This is a genomic window from Desulforhabdus sp. TSK (assembly GCF_022836495.1).
Taxonomy (GTDB): Bacteria; Desulfobacterota; Syntrophobacteria; order Syntrophobacterales; family Syntrophobacteraceae; genus Desulforhabdus.
The window spans coordinates 114,224-130,984 of sequence record NZ_BQXM01000010.1; the positions used below are offsets into that span (position 1 = coordinate 114,224).

Sequence of the window (16,761 nt, forward strand, 5' to 3'; positions counted from 1 at the left end):
CGTTAATTCCCTTCTTCCTCTTCCAGCAATCTGACATCCAGCGCGAGCGCCTGAAGTTCCTTCACGAGCACGTTGAACGATTCAGGGAGTCCCGCTTCGAGGGTATTGTCTCCCTTGACAATCTTTTCATACATGCGCGTGCGTCCCGCCACATCGTCCGACTTGACCGTGAGGAATTCCTGCAGGGCGTGGGCCGCTCCGTAGGCCTCCATGGTCCAGACTTCCATTTCTCCGAGGCGCTGTCCCCCGAATTGGGCCTTGCCGCCGAGAGGCTGTTGGGTCACAAGCGAGTAGGGGCCGATGGATCGGGCATGGATCTTGTCGTCCACCAGGTGATGCAGCTTGAGCATATACATGACGCCGACAGTGACCGGCTGGTCGAAAGGCTCACCCGTGCGCCCGTCGTACAGGATGCTCTGACCCGTTTCCGATGCGCCTCCCTCCGTGAGGAATTCTCTGATTTCAAATTCTTCCGCCCCGTCGAATACGGGAGTCGCAACGTGGATGCCTTCCTGAAAATCCTTGACCAACGCCTTCAGATGCTTTTCATCCGCGTCCTCAAAATAGGCGTCGAACTCCAACTGGTTGTAGATGCGCTTGAGCTTCTCTTTAATGGTTTCCTTTTCCTTGTGGGCTTCCAGCATGTCGGCCAACTGCTGCCCCAACCCCTTGGCGGCCCATCCCAGGTGAATTTCCAGGACTTGGCCCACGTTCATGCGCGAGGGAACGCCGAGGGGATTCAAGACCAAATCCACGGGGGTCCCATCGGGGAAATAGGGCATATCTTCGATGGGCAGGATCCTTGAGATGACACCCTTGTTGCCGTGGCGGCCGGCCATCTTGTCGCCCACCTGGAGCTTGCGCTTGACGGCCACGTAAATCTTGACCATCTTGATGACGCCGGGAGGCAGCTCGTCTCCCCGCCGCAGCTTGCTGATTTTTTCTTCGAAGAGGGCCCTCACCAGCTGGACTTGGTCCCTGTAGCCTTCGGCAATGGTCTCGATTTCCATGGAGACCGCGGGATCCTTGGGCACGGACAACTGGTCCCAGAGGCCGCTGGGGAGTCCCAGGAGAAATTCCTCCGTGATTTCTTCACCCTTTTTGATGTAGACCTTCTTGCCGTCCTTGATGGTGCTGTCGCTGATCTTACCCTGGAGGATCTGCACCAGCCGCTTGGCCGTGGTCTTGCGGATGATTTCCAGCTCGTCCCGCTGGTCTTTCATGAGGCGCGAGATCTCCATCTCTTCGATCAAGATGGTGCGCTCATCCTTTTCGACGCCTTTGCGGGAGAAGACCTTGGCGTCGATGATGATGCCTTCCACACCGGGAGGCACGCGCAGGGACGTGTCTTTCACATCACTCGCTTTTTCGCCGAAAATGGCCCGCAGCAGCTTTTCTTCGGGAGTCAACTGCGATTCACCCTTGGGGGTGACCTTCCCAACGAGGATATCGTTGGGCTTGATGTAAGCTCCCACGCGGATGATCCCGCTTTCGTCCAGGTTCTTGAGGGCTTCCTCTCCCACATTGGGAATATCGCGGGTGATGTCTTCCTTCCCCAGCTTGGTATCCCTCGCCACCACTTCAAATTCCTCGATGTGGATGGAGGTGAAAACATCTTCCTTGCCAATGCGCTCACTGACGAGAATGGAATCTTCAAAGTTGTACCCGCCCCAGCTCATGAACGCCACCATGACATTGCGCCCGAGGGCCAGCTCCCCGTGATCGGTGGAAGGGCCGTCGGCAATGATCTGACCGCGCCGGACAAAATCACCCTGCTGCACCAGGGGCTTTTGATTGATGCACGTGTTCTGGTTGGAGCGCTGGAACTTGATCAGCTTGTAAATGTGGACGCCGGTGCCCTGGTGAATATCCTCTTCGGTGGACCGCACAACAATACGGGTGGCATCGACATATTCCACGATCCCCGACCGCTTGGCCACGATGGTGACACCGCTGTCCTTGGCCACGATGCGCTCGATTCCTGTCCCGACAAGGGGAGCCCGCGTCTGAATGAGGGGTACGGCCTGCCGTTGCATGTTGGACCCCATGAGGGCACGGTTGGCGTCGTCATGCTCCAGGAAGGGAATGAGAGACGCCGAAACACTCACCAACTGGTTGGGGGAGACGTCCATGTGACGGATCTCTTCGGGAGGCAGCATGACGAATTCACCGGCGGTCCGCGCGGACACCTGATCACGGATGAATCGGCCGTTCTCGTCCAGGGGAGCGTTGGCTTGGGCGATGGGGTCGTCCTTTTCGTCCATGGCCGTCAGGTAGCTGACCTCCTTCTCGACGACGGCGTCGTGAACCTTTCGGTAAGGCGTTTCGATGAATCCGTAGGAATTCACACGCGCATAAGTGGAAAGGGAAACGATGAGCCCGATATTTGGACCTTCCGGTGTTTCGATGGGACAGATACGGCCATAGTGCGTCGGATGGACGTCGCGGACCTCGAAGCCCGCCCGCTCCCGCGTCAGACCGCCCGGCCCCAGAGCGCTGAGGCGACGCTTGTGGGTGATTTCCGAAAGAGGATTCGTCTGGTCCATGAACTGCGACAGCTGGCTCGTGCCGAAGAATTCTTTCACCACCGCTGAAACGGGCTTGGCGTTGATGAGATCGTGGGGCATGAGCGCCTCCACTTCCTGAAGGGTCATGCGCTCCTTGATGGCCCGCTCCATGCGCACCAGGCCGATGCGGTATTGGTTTTCCAGCAGTTCGCCGACGGCCCGGACCCTGCGGTTTCCGAGATTGTCGATATCGTCGACAGGTCCCTGGGAGTCTTTCAGGCGGATGAGATGCCGCACCGCCGTGAGGATATCCTCCTTGCGAAGGGTCCGGTAATCCAGGGGAACCTCGTCTTTTTTGAAGCCCAGCTGCAAATTGAGCTTGAGCCGCCCGACCTCGGAGAGATCGTAGTGATCCGGGTTGAAGAAAAGATTGTTGAAAAACTCGGTCGCCACTTCCAGGGTGGGTGGGTTGCTGGGACGCAATCGGCGATAGATCTCGATGATGGCGTCTTCGGGTGTATTGACCTTATCCATGAGGAGCGTGTTGCGAAACGAGGGACTCACATCCACGCCTTCGAGATGGAGCAGCTCAAACTGCTGCACATCCCGTTCGAGGAAATCGGCGACCATCGATTCGTTGACGGTGTCGTTGCATTCTGCAATGATTTCCCCTGTGCTGTAGTCAATGACGTCCTGGGCGAGGACCTGCCCCATGATTTCCGTCGTTTTTACGGGAAGCCGCTGAATGCCCAGTTCCTGCAAGCGCTTGAGTGTCTGCTTGCCCAGTTTCCTGTTCTTTTTGATGATCACCTCGCCCGATTCCGGATGAAGAATATCTTCCGGGGCGCGGCTTCCCAGGAGAATATCCGGGTTCAATTCCTTCTCGGACTGGTTTTCATCTCCCAGGTAGATGGTTTCACTGGGATAGAAATAATTGAGCAATTCCTCCGTGGAGTACCCGAGCCCCTTCAGAAGAACGGTGACGGGGAATTTTCTCCGCCGGTCGATGCGAATGTACAGAATGTCTTTGGGATCAAATTCGAGGTCCAGCCACGAGCCGCGCAGAGGGATGATGCGCGAGGAATAAAGGATTTTTCCGCTCGAATGGGTCTTGCCTCGATCATGGTCGAAAAAGATTCCGGGAGAACGATGCAACTGGCTGACGATGACACGCTCGGTTCCGTTGACGATGAATGTCCCATTTTCCGTCATCAGCGGCAGCGTGCCAAAATAGATTTCCTGCTCCTTGATGTCGCGAATGGACCGAACGTCCGCCTCTTTGTCCACGTCGTACACAACCAGGCGAACAACGATTTTTACAGGGGCTTCGTAGGTCATCCCGCGCGCGAGACATTCTTCCACTTCATACTTGACTTCCCCAAAACTGTATTGAACGAATTCCAGTGAAGCGGTACCACTGAAATCCTCTATGGGGAAAACACTCTTAAATACTTCCTGCAGTCCTTTATCGCTCCTGGCTTCAGGGGGGACATCCCGCTGCAGAAACTGTTCGTAGCTTTCCTTCTGCATTTGGATAAGATTGGGAATGTCAATAATCTTTTGGATTTTTCCAAAATTCTTCCGAACCCGATACTCATGGGTCAAAGCCGTCGCCATGCTCTCTCCTGCAACTTAAAAGAGTCTTGTGCTCCAGTGGTGTGAGCACTGAATGTCGTGTGATTCCTCGCTCAAAACGTCCGCATCATCCAGGGGGCACATCACTCCCGTTCTTTAAGGTGCTAAAAATCGAAAATCGGAAACAGGCTGCACGCAACAGCGGCAGCCGGTTTCCGACGTCTTGATCAATGACCAAGAAGGGGTATTACTTGATTTCTACAGTGGCACCTGCTTCTGTAAGCTGCTTGGCAATGGCCTCTGCTTCATCCTTGGGGATGCCTTCCTTCACCACGCCGGGAACGCTTTCCACCAATTCCTTGGCTTCCTTCAATCCCAAACTGGTGATGGCGCGTACTTCCTTGATGACCTGGATCTTCTTGTCACCGCAGCCCGTGATAACGACGGAGAATTCCGTTTTCTCCTCTACAGGGGCGGCTTCCGCACCGGCGGCGCCGGGCATGGCTGCGATGGCAACAGGTGCCGCTGCACTGACGCCGAAACGTTCCTCGAGCTCCTTCACGAGCTCACTCAGCTCGAGCACGGTCATGTTTTCAATGAATTTGACGACATCTTCTTTGCTGATATCAGACATTTCTTGCTTCCTCCATGGGGTATTTTATGCTTCTTCTCTTTGACGTTGAATGGCCGCCAGCACACCTACAAAAGCTCTCGGCACTCCGCTCAGTACAGTCACCAGGCTCGTCGGCACTGCATTGAGCGTTCCCAAGAGTTTGGCCAAAAGTTCTTCACGCGGCGGCAGCTCTGCCAGAGCAGCGACTTGATCTGCATTGAGAACGCGCTGTCCCAGCGAAGCGGCTTTGATTTGCAGTTTTTCATTGGTCTTGTTGAACTTCTTGATGATTTTCGCAGGAACCGCCGGATCGCCATAGCCGATGGCAACGGCGCAGGTGCCTTTGATGTACGGCTGCAAGGCAGTGGCGCCCGTTTCCTGGCTGGCGAGGCGCATCAGAGTGTTTTTCACCACCTGATAGTCCACCTTTTCGTTTGCCAGAGCGTCACGCAGCTCGGTCATTTCAGCAACGGAAAGTCCTTTGAAATCCGTCAAGATCGTTGCACTGGCCCTCTGAAACTTTTCGTGCAAATCCGCAACAATTTGCTCCTTTTGGGCTCGCTCCAAAGTGTATCAACCCTCCTTTCCTCTGCCGGTGTGCTTTCGATTGTTCCCTTCAAATCCCTCTCCAAAGGGGAGGGGGGCATGGAGGATTCCTATCGCAAGTCAGTGAGCCGGATTGGTTCCTTCGTACATCTCGGCAGGTTCCCCTGTGCGTCGGGGTTTAAACACCACTTGGATGTCCCTACGGTCTCAGACGACTGAAAACACCAAACGGCAGGTAGTCTATTCCATTCCGGAATGTTTCTTGGCCGAGGGGCTCAAAAAATACGACCCTCGAATCAGGACATGACACTCTTTACCGCCAGGGGATCCACCTGGATGCCAGGCCCCATCGTCGTGGAGATGGCGATCCCCTTCAGGTAGGTTCCCTTGGCTGCTGTCGGTTTCAAACGGATGATTGTTTCCATGAAGGCCGAAATGTTCTCTATGAGCTTCTCCTCGGTGAAGGAAACTCTTCCCAGTGTGGCATGAACAATACCGGTCTTTTCTACGCGAAAATCCACTTTACCCGCTTTGATCTCGTTGACGACTTTTTGAAGATCGAAGGTCACCGTTCCCAGCTTGGCATTGGGCATGAGCCCTCTCGGGCCGAGGACCTTACCGATTTTACCCACACCGCCCATCATGTCGGGAGTGGCAACGGTCTTGTCGAAATCAAGCCAGCCTTCCTTGATTTTTTCGACGAGCTCATCGCCGCCGGCGTAGTCGGCCCCTGCGTCCAGAGCTTCCTTCACCTTTTCCCCTTTGGCAAAAACCAGTACGCGCACGGTTTTTCCCAGGCCGTTGGGCAGCACAACGGTGCCGCGTACCATCTGGTCGGCATGGCGGGGATCGACACCCAAGCGCACGGCGATATCGAGGCTTTCGTCAAACTTGGCGTAGGAGCATTCCTTCGCCAGCTGCAGGGCTTCTTGAAAGGTATAGCGCTTGGCAGGATCTATCTTTTCGCGCGAGGCGCGATATTTTTTTCCATGTGTTGCCATCTTAAACTCTCCAGAAACTGACTAAACATTCATCCACGATGGCCGATTCTTATTCCACATCGATGCCCATGCTGCGGGCGGTGCCTGCGATGATAAGAACGGCTGCCTCCAGATCCCGGGCATTCAAGTCGGGCATCTTGAGCTTGGCGATGTCCTCGACTTGCTGTTTGGTCACTTTTGCGACTTTCACCCGGTTGGGCTCGCTCGATCCCTTGGCGATTTGAGCCGTCTTCTTGAGCAGAACGGCCGCCGGGGGGGTCTTGGTGATGAAAGTGAACGATCGGTCAGCATAGACGGTGATGACAACTGGAATGATCATCCCTTCTTGACCCTGGGTTTTGGCATTAAACGACTTGCAGAATTCCATTATATTCACGCCGTGCTGGCCCAGAGCGGGGCCGATCGGAGGCGATGGATTCGCTTGTCCGGCAGGTACCTGTAGCTTGATGTTGGTTACGACCTTTTTTGCCATTCTTGCTTTAACTCCTCAATCCTGACCCATTGCGAAAAAAAATCATATTTGGTTGACTTGAACGAAATCAAGCTCGACCGGTGTCGATCGGCCAAAGATACTGACCAGTACGCGAACTTTGCCTTTTTCGGGAATGACTTCGTCCACCACACCGTTGAAGTTGGCGAAGGGGCCGTCCACGACGCGAACTTCATCGCCCTTCTCAAACCGAAACTTGGGACGCGGTTTTTCGGCCCCTTCCTGCATCTGCTGAATGATGGTTTCGGCTTCTTCGTCGGACAGGGGGATGGGGCGTTCCTGGTTGCCTATGAATCCCGTCACTTTGGGGGTATCGCGTACCAGGTGCCACGTGTCGTCGTTGAGCTCCATCTGCACCAGGATGTATCCAGGGTAAAACTTCCGGGAGGATGCTCTCCGCTGTCCCTTGACGAGCTCGATGACCTTCTCCGTCGGGACCAGGACCTGGCCAAAGAGAGACTCTTTCCCCTGGGATTTGATACGTTCCTCCAAGGCGGACTTCACCTTGTTCTCAAAGCCGGAATATGTATGAACAATGTACCAGTATTTCGCCACGAAACCACCCCGCTCGTGCTTAAAATTCGCGCCTTTCTTCAACCTTCGAAAGAAAGCTCATCATTCGATGATTAATCGCACAAGTCGACTCAAAATCAAATCCACAATCCCAAGAAATAACGCTGAAATGAGCACGATCACCACAACGACCGACGTCGAGCCGACGGTCTCTTTGCGGGAAGGCCAGACGACCTTCTTGAGCTCATACGACACTTCTCGGAGATACTGCCGGAAACGCTCCCAAACGTTCGGCCCGGATTCTTCCTTTTTGACAGCCTTTTTGGGTGCATCCGGCTTCTTCACTTTGGCGACCTTGGGAGCATTCTTCTTCAGGGGCTCCGTCTTCTGTGCCTTGCCGGACTGTTCTGCATTTTCTTCTTTGTTTTGGGACTGCTTTGGCAGATTCATTTACGTCTCATTTGTGTCAACATCACAGAGTTGCGTTGGACAGCCGCACCGACGCGAAAAAGCTGCCTGGAATCCGGGTGTCTGTCGATTGTTCCACCGATTGTCCAGGGCAGCCTCTCATTTTCGGTAAAACCGCACGAGGCCCCGCCGAGTTGGAGCCCATCCAGCCCGGCGGAAGTCCTATTTTGTCTCTTTGTGCTCCAAATGAGCATCACAGAATTTGCAGTATTTCTTGAAGCTCAGTTTTTCCGGGGTCGTACGCTTGTTCTTTGTCGTCGTATAATTGCGGCGTTTACAACCGGAACAAGCCAGGGTCACAATGACTCGCATAGTCGATTACCTTATGGTTTGAAATTTACTCGATGATTTCAGTGATAACCCCTGCCCCGACGGTGCGCCCCCCTTCGCGGATGGCGAAGCGGAGCTCTTTTTCCAGGGCGACGGGAGTGATCAGCGCGACTTCCGTGCTGATGTTGTCACCGGGCATGACCATTTCGACGCCTTCGGGAAGGGTCATGATGCCGGTCACGTCCGTCGTGCGGAAATAAAACTGGGGCCGATAGCCGGGGAAGAAGGGCGTATGGCGTCCGCCTTCCTCCTTCTTGAGGACGTAGACTTCAGCTTTGAATTTCGTGTGCGGCGTGATGCTGCCGGGCTTGGCCACCACCTGCCCGCGCTCGACTTCATCGCGCTTGGTGCCGCGCATGAGCACGCCCACGTTGTCGCCCGCCTGCCCCTGATCCAGGGTCTTGCGGAACATTTCCACGCCCGTGCAGACCGTCTTGAAGGTCGGCTTGAAGCCCACGATCTCGATTTCCTCGCCCACCTTGATGATTCCGCGCTCCACACGGCCCGTCACGACGGTCCCGCGACCGCTGATGGAAAAGACGTCTTCCACGGGCATGAGGAAAGGCTTGTCGATGTCGCGCACCGGATCGGGAACGTAGGCGTCGATGGCATCCATGAGCTCAAAAACGCACTTGGCGTTGGGATCCTCGGGATCTTCGGCTTCCAGGGCCTTCAGGGCGGAGCCCTTCACGATGGGAACGTCGTCGCCGGGGAACCCATACTTGGAGAGAAGCTCGCGCATCTCGAGCTCCACGAGCTCGATGAGCTCGGGATCGTCCACCATGTCCACCTTGTTCAGGAAGACCACGATGTAGGGAACGCCGACCTGACGGGAGAGCAGGATGTGCTCGCGGGTCTGGGGCATGGGGCCGTCGTCCGCGGCCACCACCAGGATGGCGCCGTCCATCTGCGCCGCACCGGTGATCATGTTCTTGATGTAGTCGGCGTGACCCGGGCAATCCACATGGGCGTAGTGCCGCTTTTCCGTCTCGTATTCCACGTGCGCCGTGGCGATGGTGATGCCGCGCTCGCGCTCTTCGGGAGCCTTGTCGATCTGATCGAACGGAACGAAGTCGGCCTTGCCGCGCTTGGCCAACTGCTTCGTGATGGCCGCCGTCAGTGTCGTCTTGCCATGGTCGATGTGCCCAATCGTCCCCACATTCACGTGTGGCTTCGTCCGCTCAAACTTCTTCTTCGCCATCGTATTTCCTCCTGAGGTAGTAGTTCTATTTCTCTTTCAGCGCTATACTATATATTCCTGTAAAGGCGTATGACCTGGTATGATCCGCATGACCGGGGAGGGGCGGGCTGAAAGGGAACATCGTGGTTTTGCCTGAGGTCTCGTTGAGGAGGAGAAATGGAGCCCACGACCGGGATCGAACCGGTGAACCTCTTCCTTACCAAGGAAGTGCTCTACCTACTGAGCTACGTGGGCCTGCAAGAGGACAGGCTGAATGCATGACTGGAAAGATGCACCGGATGTGAAACGGGCTTTGCGTGACGCTCAACTTCCCCGAGAGGCCCCAAGCTCCGTATGGCTGCAATATTTCCATCTCATGTAGTCCCAACGACAATGATGCGCTCTAAAGCCGCCACTATCTCCTACATGGATCTTATATGTGGTGGAGGGGGGAGGATTCGAACCTCCGAAGGCATCGCCGACAGATTTACAGTCTGTTCCCTTTGGCCGCTCGGGAACCCCTCCACAGTACCACCTGGCATCGCGTGTTGTCATACACGCTTCAAGTCAAAAGAGCTTCTTTATGTATCACACAAAAAAGCGAATGACAAGAAAAATTTTTACAGGTACATTTTCTTTCATTCACTATGCGTTGAGTCTTCACGGGTTTCGATCCATGTCTGCACCTGCTCGACTCGATGGCGAGTGTCTTTAGCACATTCATTTTCCGTCTGTCAAGCCTTCGATGGTGACGCCCTGCATTGAAAAATGGGCCTCGCTCCGCGGCAGAGTCGACCTTCCCCGGGGATGGTGGAACAAACCTTGGATCCATCGCATAAAAGGCCTATAATCTGCTGCAGTCTTTGGTCGATGTAAGACCAATCAGATTAGGTTTCACTCTATAAAGATAAGGAGTCATGGGTCATGGCGGTTTTGGAAGATTGGGAACAGCACGGGAGTCCTTACCTTGCGGCGACTGCCGTCATGGATAAAGATCACCCTGCAGTGCGGGCATTTGCACAGGATATCGTTCAGGGAACGGAAGACCCCGTCGAGAAGGCGATAAAGCTCTACCTGGCGGTGCGCGATGGGATCCGCTATGATCCCTACTCGCCATTTCATCTTCCGCTTCATTACCAGGCCAGCTTCATCCTGAGTCGCAAGCGGGGATTTTGTATCCCCAAGGCTTCCCTTTTGTGTACTCTTGCCAGGGCATGCCATATTCCCTGCCGTCTTGGGTTTGCCACGGTGAAAAATCACCTCGCAACCCGCCAGCTTGTGGAATACCTGGGGAGTGACCTTTTCGTCTATCACGCCTTCGTGGAATTTTATCTGGAAGGCAGGTGGGTCAAGGCGACTCCCGCCTTCAATCGTGAGTTGTGCGAGCGCCATGGCGTGGCGCCTCTTGAATTCAACGGGCGTGAAGATTCATTGTTCCAGCCCTACAATGGGGCGCATGAAAAGTTCATGGAATACGTCGAAGAACTGGGCAGCTATGCGGACGTGCCTCTGGAGAATATCCTGTCGGCCTGGGAGGTCGCTTACGGTAGAGAGCGTCTTCGCAGTTGGGTTCAAGCACACGAGAATTCACCCGAGGGGCAGGGCAGGGACTTCGAAAAAGAGACTGTTCTCGATGACTGAGTAGTGGGCGAGGGCCGATTCCCTTTAGGTGCAACACATCAACCCACTGAAGGACCAAATAAAATTAAAGAAAATGCCTCATGAAGCGCATGCTGTTGACGGGGGCCGGCGGATTTTTGGGCTGGAACATTTGCCGGTTGGCCTCCAGGGAATGGGAAATTTACGGCACCGTTTTTTCTCACCGGATGGAAATCCCCGGTGTAAAGGTTTTTCCGGCGGATCTGCGGGACTCCGGAGCTCTTGCAAGGCTTATGGATGCCATTCAGCCCCATGCGGTGATCCATGCGGCAGCCATCAGCGACGTGAACTTTTGCCAGGAGCACCCTCTGGAGTCCCGAAGGGTCAATGTCGATGCCTCGGCAACCCTCGCCCGCCTCTGCGGCGAGAAAGACATTCCCTGCCTTTTCACCTCCTCGGACCTGGTTTTCGACGGAAGAAAGGCTCCCTATGGAGAAGACGATCCCGTCTCGCCCCTCAATGTCTATGGGGAGCAGAAGGTGCGGTCCGAGGAGGCAATGCTCAAAGGCTGCCCCCGCGCCATCATCTGCCGCATGCCCCTGATGTTTGGAGAGGCCGGCCCCGTCGCCAGGAGCTTCTTGCAGCCCATGGTGGAGGCCATGAAAAATGGGCGTCCCCTCCGGCTTTTCACCGATGAGCTCAGGACACCCCTCAGCGCTGACGATGCGGTCCGTGGACTGTTGCTGGCCCTCGCCCGTGCCGAGGGTATTCTCCATCTGGCGGGAACAGAGCGCATCTCACGCTACGATTTCGGCGTCCTGACCAGAGAAGTCTTTCGATTTTCCATGAAAGATGCTCCCCTCATCCCGTGTCTTCAGAAGGATGTCGATACACCTGCTCCGAGGCCGTCGGATGTTTCCCTAAAAATTTCCAAGGCCCTTCGTCTCGGGTTCAATCCCACTCCCCTTCGGGATGCGTTGATCGCTCTCCGCTCCCTCGTGTCTGGCTGATTCCTGTCCGGTCCGCAGCTTCGGTGGATCATTTACCACTGAATGTCGGGCCGCATTGCGATGGGTTTTGGGATCGCAACCTGCCGGGGCCGGCAGCCCTTGGAGGAGGATCTAATGGATGCGGGAGAGTCTCCTTTTCCACCGATCCTGGATGTCCTGGGAGCTGACAGCTCCGAGGCCGTGAATCCTAAAAAAATCCTTCAGCTCATACTTGTTTCCACTCCGCCACCAGGCCTTCAATACGTCGCCCGTCTCGGGCTTGAACATCCAGCTTTCACCGAGAGCGTCCCTCAGCGTCTTTTCCAGGGTCGCTTCGGCCATCCATGAGATGACATAGTCGAGAGAATATAGCTCCGGTACCAGGTCGAACAGATGGCTTTCCGGGCGATAGGAAAACCCGGTGTGCCTTTTCAGGAGATCCGCATAGAGCGCACCACTGGCAATATTCCCGGACGCAAACATTTCGTATTCCGCCAGGAACTTGGCGGCATACCTTCTGAAGAAGGACATGTCCTTGAGGGTCTTATAATAAATGATTGTGTCGATGTCTGACGACCTCATCTTCAACTGCCGCTCCAGGAAGGCGGGCGTGAAAATCATGTTTTGCAGCAGGAAAGCATAGGTTTCCGAAAGGGTGTTGGACGGGTGAAAATCTTTGTCAACGGGTGAGAGCTCCGGTGAAGTGAAGACATTGCTCAGGGCATGGCCCATTTCATGGAAAAGAGTCTCCAGATCGATCCATCCTCCCTGGGGATTCATGACGAGATGAATTTCCTGTGGGATCTTGAGGGCAAAGGTCATGGCCTGGGATCCCTTCCGGCTCGATTGCTCGATGTCCAGTTGAAGCCCCGGCAGACCATCGTGGGCCATACCCCAACGGTCGAAAAAGCCCAAATGCTCGGCCAGCGCAGGGCGAACGGGGAAAAGGGTGTTCAGTTTCCCCATGCCCAGGAGATAAATCCCGTCAAACCGGTTTGCTTCGGCAAGGGGCACTTGAAGGTCCTTCTGGATCCAGTCTTCCATGGATTCGAAGTACAATTCCCGCGTTTCGCTGAGCAATCCTTCCAGTGAGGGAATATACCCGGCATAATCGATGTCTTTTTTGCTGGCACAGAAGTCGGTGTAGGCAGGGTAACCGAACTCTTCCTCCAGCAGCTCCAGGATGAATTCCCAGGGGCTGAGGGCGAAAGGCTTCAGGAACTTGGAAAGGCTGACGGTTTCCTTTTCCATGATGCGGCGGCTGCGTACGTCACTGCCATTCTGACACCAGGTGATAATATCTTTGAAGTAGATCTTTTCTCCCTCCACATCGGCCGCAGCCCCGCGTGTCCACATGGAGAGCTCGTTTTCGAAAGGTAGCGCCCGGTACTGCAGATAATGACCCAGGAGGGTGTGAAAGATTCGATTCCGTTCCGTTGCGGGAAGATCCATTTCCGGGATGCTTTTCACAACGTCGGCATCCAGGATTTCCTGGAACCCGTCGTACAGACTGTGCTCTGAGGCGCTCGATGCAATGCCTCTCCACGCATTGGAGGCTCTCTGCGTCAGCCTGTAGTTGAGGGTGAGGAGGGATTGCTTCAAGATTTCCAAAGAAATATGTGCAGCGGCAAGAGCCATTGTCGTCCCTGTGTCCTTCTACCGCACTGCGGTCAGTCGCTATCGTTAATGCTGCTTCGGGCGGAGACCTACCGGCCCCCGACCTTTTTCCCTCACGGGTTGATTCTCATTGCAAGGTAAAGCTAAAGCGTCCCCGTAATTCGGGCAACGGTGTGAAGCGTATGAACCTTGAAGACGTCGTAGAATGAATGGGATGGCTCCATCCATCTGGGAAGGCACGCCAGGATGAATCTGTAAAGTTCCCCAATGATTTGGCCGATCCAATGGATGAAAATCATGAATCTCAGCCTCGAAGATGCAAGGTGCCAGGTTGGATGCGTCTTCCCCCTCGCATTTCCGGGTTTTTTCTCAAAAGACGGTTGTGCCCTGCACCGGAACACGCCGTACACTGTGGTGAGGCAGTATGCATATAAACTCTGATGTTCTTGAAAACACGTGTAAAAATGCGATTGAAACCATTCTGCTTTCCCTCAAGCACGCCACGAAGGGAACGATTTATCGAGTGGGTCCCATGCCCGAACTGCGCACCATCCGAGTGGCTTCGGGGATTCGAGTGGATGAGATGGGCGCCATGAACTGGGGCCTTCCCCAGATTTCCATTTACAATCCGCCCGGCAGGACCTGGGAGGAATACCGTGATGAGCCCGGCCGCGTCAAAGAGGCAATGGCATGGTGTGTCGAACAGCAGAAAAGCTGGACCGCCGACGTGCCTTCCGAAGACAGCCGGAGCGTTCGGAGGCAAGTGCAGGGTGAAGTGGAAGACTGTCATCACATGGAGCCGGTACTGGTGGAAAAGGCCATGCTCTATGGGCCTGGATATTCGGGACTGAATTATCCTCGCGATTGGCAGGGACACCCCATCTGGCAGGACACAAAATATCTTGTTGTGGCGGTGATCAAAATTCACTTTTCGCCGCAAGCGATCCAGCGCGGCGACGATTCCACCAAAATCGTCAAGAGGCTCTCTCATTCCCTGGGCACCGAGCTGCTTTCGCTCCATCTCCGGGAAACCTACCTGGAAGCGCGTGAAAAACTCAGCCGCGAACGTCTTGCAGCCTGTAATGACATGGCACATGAATTGCGCAATACCCTCGCGAAGATGGGCTTCATCTTCTCTACCATCAATACGGTGGTCAGCTTTTTGAGGGCCCAGTGGGAGATCGAGCTACAGAAAGTCCTTCCGTCCTTCGATGGAAAGGTCACCATCCTGGGACACCTCTCGACGCTCCTCCTGATGGGCCAATCCCAACTCGAAGGACAGGACCGTTTGATGAAGCTCAGTCAGGAATTGTTGGTCGAACAAAATGAGCTTGCCAATCTATTCCTGCTGCCGCACCAGGAAGCGGAATGGCTGGCCTCGAGGATTCGCCCCAAATGGAATCGGCTCTTGACGTCAACTGAGGTATGGCAAGAGCGGCGAGAAGAAATAGAGTGTCTCCTGGACCGATTGCACCAGGCCATCTGGATCGTGGTGGATCCTGAGGTCGCTCAGAAGCTGGCTCACCTGCCCGAGGATTTGAGGACGACGTGGCCAAAGCTGGCTTACACTCAATTTTCTGCAGACAACTCCACCGTATTGGAAGAGCTCTTGACTCTCCTGGAACATCCCGTGCTGAATATCCGACAAAAACACCAGATGAAGAAAGCCCTGAGCTCCCTCAAGGTTCTCCTGCGGACCATTTCAGGAATCGAAGAACAGGCAAACCGCGTCATCTACTCACTGAAGAACCGAGAGCTGACCGAAGCGTACCACTGATATCGGCATGGTGGGGCTTGGAACGTCCCACTGCACACGCGCCTTCGGACTCCCGGACCGTACAACAAGGCCCTGCCCCGCCGCCGGGGTGATTCCGCATCCATGTCCAGACCGCCCAACCGCCCATCAGCCGCCTCCGGGCAAATCCGGACCGTGCTGGCGATTCCGAAGTATTCCGAGAGAGATGGATGTGGAAAGGCTTCTCTTCAAAAGCACCAGCCACGCACCAATGCTGCGTTTGACTCCCAAGGAAAAGGACAAACGCTCTTTCCTCCTTGAACGATATGTCTTCAACGGGAAAACTGAAACATGGATTCCTGCTGGTGGTCCTGATGATTTGGAGAATCTGATGAACTCTCTCCCATGAATCATTCGGATGAAAGGGGAGCACCGGTTGGGCCGGGTGGAATGGGTTCTCCGTGCTATTGGCACTGCTCCGGACCGATATCGAGAATCAGGGCAACAGCTCGCTTTATCTGATCCAATTGATACTCCGAAACAGTGCCGGCCTTCTCCAGGAATCTCTGGTGGCTGACAGCTCTGATTTGAAAACAATCCACGACGGACTTCTTGTCCAATCCGCTGAAGGGTGTGGGATCCAGCGGCACAAAAAAAGGGTGATCCTCCCACTGTGCTTTCCAGCCGGTTACGGGCACAACAATGGCAAGACGCAGATGCTTGGCGTGCCCCGCGTTGAGGAGGACAACCGGCCGCTTTTTTCTGATCTCATCGCCGAGTGTCGGCTCCAGATTAACCCAATAGATTTCACCGGTCTTCAAATTCATCTCCTTCGATGGACCCAAAGAGATTCTCCGGTGGGGCCTCGCTGAGCATCTCCATTGCGGCAGCCCTTTTCCGCTCCCGCATCCTGCCACGATCGTCCCGGATTTTGGCGTTTACCGCCTCGCGTATGTACTCGCTCAGACTCCTGTAGTTCAACTGCTTATGAACTTTCTTGATAAAATCGTAGCTTTCCTTGTCGATCTGCACTTTGGTTTGTACGAGCATATTGGTAACTCCCGTTATAATTTTCTTGATATTGTACCCTGATTTAGGGCCTAAATTCAAGGCCCATAAAATAAGGTAGTAAGGAAAAATCGTCAGGACGGGAGGAGGTTACCACCATATTTCAGCATCCATCTGGCATGTAAACCGGGGTTTTCTTGCTCCGAGGTTGTGGATGAGGCCACGAAGGCGACGTGCGCCCACGAGGCCCATGCTCTGCGCCTTGCCCGCACATTCTCAAAGAAAACATCGGCACCCAGGACCTGGGGGGCGTTGTGAGCACTATCCTCAAGGTAGTTCGTTGACTGAGAAAGGAGATCAACGTACTCAGGCGCGCCGACCTCACTGAGATCAAGCAAACCTTCCAAACCATCAGAGCTGCCCATATCCAGAATTCGGTTGTGAGAAAAATAGAGAAGAAGTGTGAGGTGTACCCCATCGTCAAGACAAGAATTGAGCATATTTAAGGTGGACACCTCCGGCCGGCAGAGATTTTTTACCAGCCCAATGGACTGGTTGGTTATAATTACAGTACCCACCCGGAGGATAGG

At 54.7% G+C, this 16,761-nt stretch carries 16 protein-coding genes and 2 tRNA genes; 3 read left to right on the forward strand and 15 right to left on the reverse strand.

What is annotated here, in order from left to right; translation table 11 throughout:
- Nucleotides 1–2: 2 nt before the first annotated feature.
- The 11 genes from rpoB to MWC30_RS08265 form a co-directional block, all read right to left on the reverse strand.
- Nucleotides 3–4,124, reverse strand: coding sequence for a DNA-directed RNA polymerase subunit beta (rpoB, locus tag MWC30_RS08215; RefSeq protein ID WP_244083682.1), 4,122 nt, complete (start codon nucleotides 4,122–4,124; stop codon nucleotides 3–5).
- A gap of 205 nt (nucleotides 4,125–4,329) precedes the next feature.
- Complete coding sequence (gene rplL, locus MWC30_RS08220; protein ID WP_244083683.1) at nucleotides 4,330–4,716, reverse strand: 50S ribosomal protein L7/L12; 387 nt, start codon at nucleotides 4,714–4,716, stop codon at nucleotides 4,330–4,332.
- Between the two features lie 24 nt (nucleotides 4,717–4,740).
- On the reverse strand, nucleotides 4,741–5,262 hold the full coding sequence (gene rplJ / locus MWC30_RS08225) for a 50S ribosomal protein L10 (protein WP_256461232.1): 522 nt from the start codon (nucleotides 5,260–5,262) through the stop codon (nucleotides 4,741–4,743).
- Nucleotides 5,263–5,537: 275 nt separating this feature from the next.
- Nucleotides 5,538–6,242 (reverse strand): 50S ribosomal protein L1, encoded by a 705-nt coding sequence (gene rplA, locus MWC30_RS08230; RefSeq protein ID WP_244083684.1) that lies wholly within the window; start codon nucleotides 6,240–6,242, stop codon nucleotides 5,538–5,540.
- A gap of 49 nt (nucleotides 6,243–6,291) precedes the next feature.
- A complete protein-coding gene (rplK, locus tag MWC30_RS08235; RefSeq protein WP_244083685.1) occupies nucleotides 6,292–6,714 on the reverse strand; it encodes a 50S ribosomal protein L11 in 423 nt (140 codons plus the stop codon).
- Nucleotides 6,715–6,756: 42 nt separating this feature from the next.
- Nucleotides 6,757–7,287, reverse strand: a complete 531-nt coding sequence (nusG, locus tag MWC30_RS08240) for a transcription termination/antitermination protein NusG (RefSeq protein ID WP_244083686.1) — start codon at nucleotides 7,285–7,287, stop codon at nucleotides 6,757–6,759.
- A gap of 60 nt (nucleotides 7,288–7,347) precedes the next feature.
- The gene (gene secE, locus MWC30_RS08245) at nucleotides 7,348–7,695 is read right to left on the reverse strand and encodes a preprotein translocase subunit SecE (RefSeq protein ID WP_244083687.1); all 348 of its coding nucleotides are present in this window, start codon (nucleotides 7,693–7,695) and stop codon (nucleotides 7,348–7,350) included.
- A gap of 180 nt (nucleotides 7,696–7,875) precedes the next feature.
- Nucleotides 7,876–8,025 (reverse strand): 50S ribosomal protein L33, encoded by a 150-nt coding sequence (gene rpmG / locus MWC30_RS08250; protein WP_244083688.1) that lies wholly within the window; start codon nucleotides 8,023–8,025, stop codon nucleotides 7,876–7,878.
- Between the two features lie 25 nt (nucleotides 8,026–8,050).
- A complete protein-coding gene (gene tuf, locus MWC30_RS08255; RefSeq protein WP_244083689.1) occupies nucleotides 8,051–9,244 on the reverse strand; it encodes an elongation factor Tu in 1,194 nt (397 codons plus the stop codon).
- A gap of 157 nt (nucleotides 9,245–9,401) precedes the next feature.
- Nucleotides 9,402–9,478, reverse strand: a tRNA-Thr gene (locus MWC30_RS08260).
- A 185-nt stretch (nucleotides 9,479–9,663) separates the two neighbouring features.
- Nucleotides 9,664–9,748: transfer RNA gene (locus tag MWC30_RS08265), tRNA-Tyr, on the reverse strand.
- Between the two features lie 399 nt (nucleotides 9,749–10,147).
- Here MWC30_RS08265 and MWC30_RS08270 point away from each other — a divergent pair.
- The gene (locus tag MWC30_RS08270) at nucleotides 10,148–10,864 is read left to right on the forward strand and encodes a transglutaminase family protein (protein WP_244083690.1); all 717 of its coding nucleotides are present in this window, start codon (nucleotides 10,148–10,150) and stop codon (nucleotides 10,862–10,864) included.
- A gap of 80 nt (nucleotides 10,865–10,944) precedes the next feature.
- Nucleotides 10,945–11,832 (forward strand): NAD(P)-dependent oxidoreductase, encoded by an 888-nt coding sequence (locus tag MWC30_RS08275; protein ID WP_244083691.1) that lies wholly within the window; start codon nucleotides 10,945–10,947, stop codon nucleotides 11,830–11,832.
- A 111-nt stretch (nucleotides 11,833–11,943) separates the two neighbouring features.
- Here the strand turns inward: MWC30_RS08275 and MWC30_RS08280 are convergent, their stop codons facing one another.
- The gene (locus tag MWC30_RS08280; RefSeq protein ID WP_244083692.1) at nucleotides 11,944–13,449 is read right to left on the reverse strand and encodes a M3 family metallopeptidase; all 1,506 of its coding nucleotides are present in this window, start codon (nucleotides 13,447–13,449) and stop codon (nucleotides 11,944–11,946) included.
- A 403-nt stretch (nucleotides 13,450–13,852) separates the two neighbouring features.
- On the opposite strand from MWC30_RS08280, the gene MWC30_RS08285 reads away from it, so the two are divergent.
- Nucleotides 13,853–15,205: a hypothetical protein gene (locus MWC30_RS08285; protein WP_244083693.1), complete on the forward strand. Its 1,353-nt coding sequence runs from the start codon at nucleotides 13,853–13,855 to the stop codon at nucleotides 15,203–15,205.
- 422 nt (nucleotides 15,206–15,627) lie between these two features.
- Here the strand turns inward: MWC30_RS08285 and MWC30_RS08290 are convergent, their stop codons facing one another.
- The 3 genes from MWC30_RS08290 to MWC30_RS08300 all read right to left on the reverse strand — a co-directional run.
- A complete protein-coding gene (locus MWC30_RS08290) occupies nucleotides 15,628–15,984 on the reverse strand; it encodes a type II toxin-antitoxin system PemK/MazF family toxin (RefSeq protein WP_244083694.1) in 357 nt (118 codons plus the stop codon).
- Entirely contained in the window at nucleotides 15,971–16,213 is a 243-nt protein-coding gene (locus MWC30_RS08295) for a hypothetical protein (RefSeq protein ID WP_244083695.1), read from the reverse strand. Before MWC30_RS08295 ends, MWC30_RS08290 begins: the two co-directional genes overlap by 14 nt.
- 92 nt (nucleotides 16,214–16,305) lie before the next feature.
- Nucleotides 16,306–16,761, reverse strand: a 456-nt coding sequence (locus MWC30_RS08300) for a hypothetical protein (protein WP_244083696.1), incomplete at its 5' end; no start/stop codon positions are given.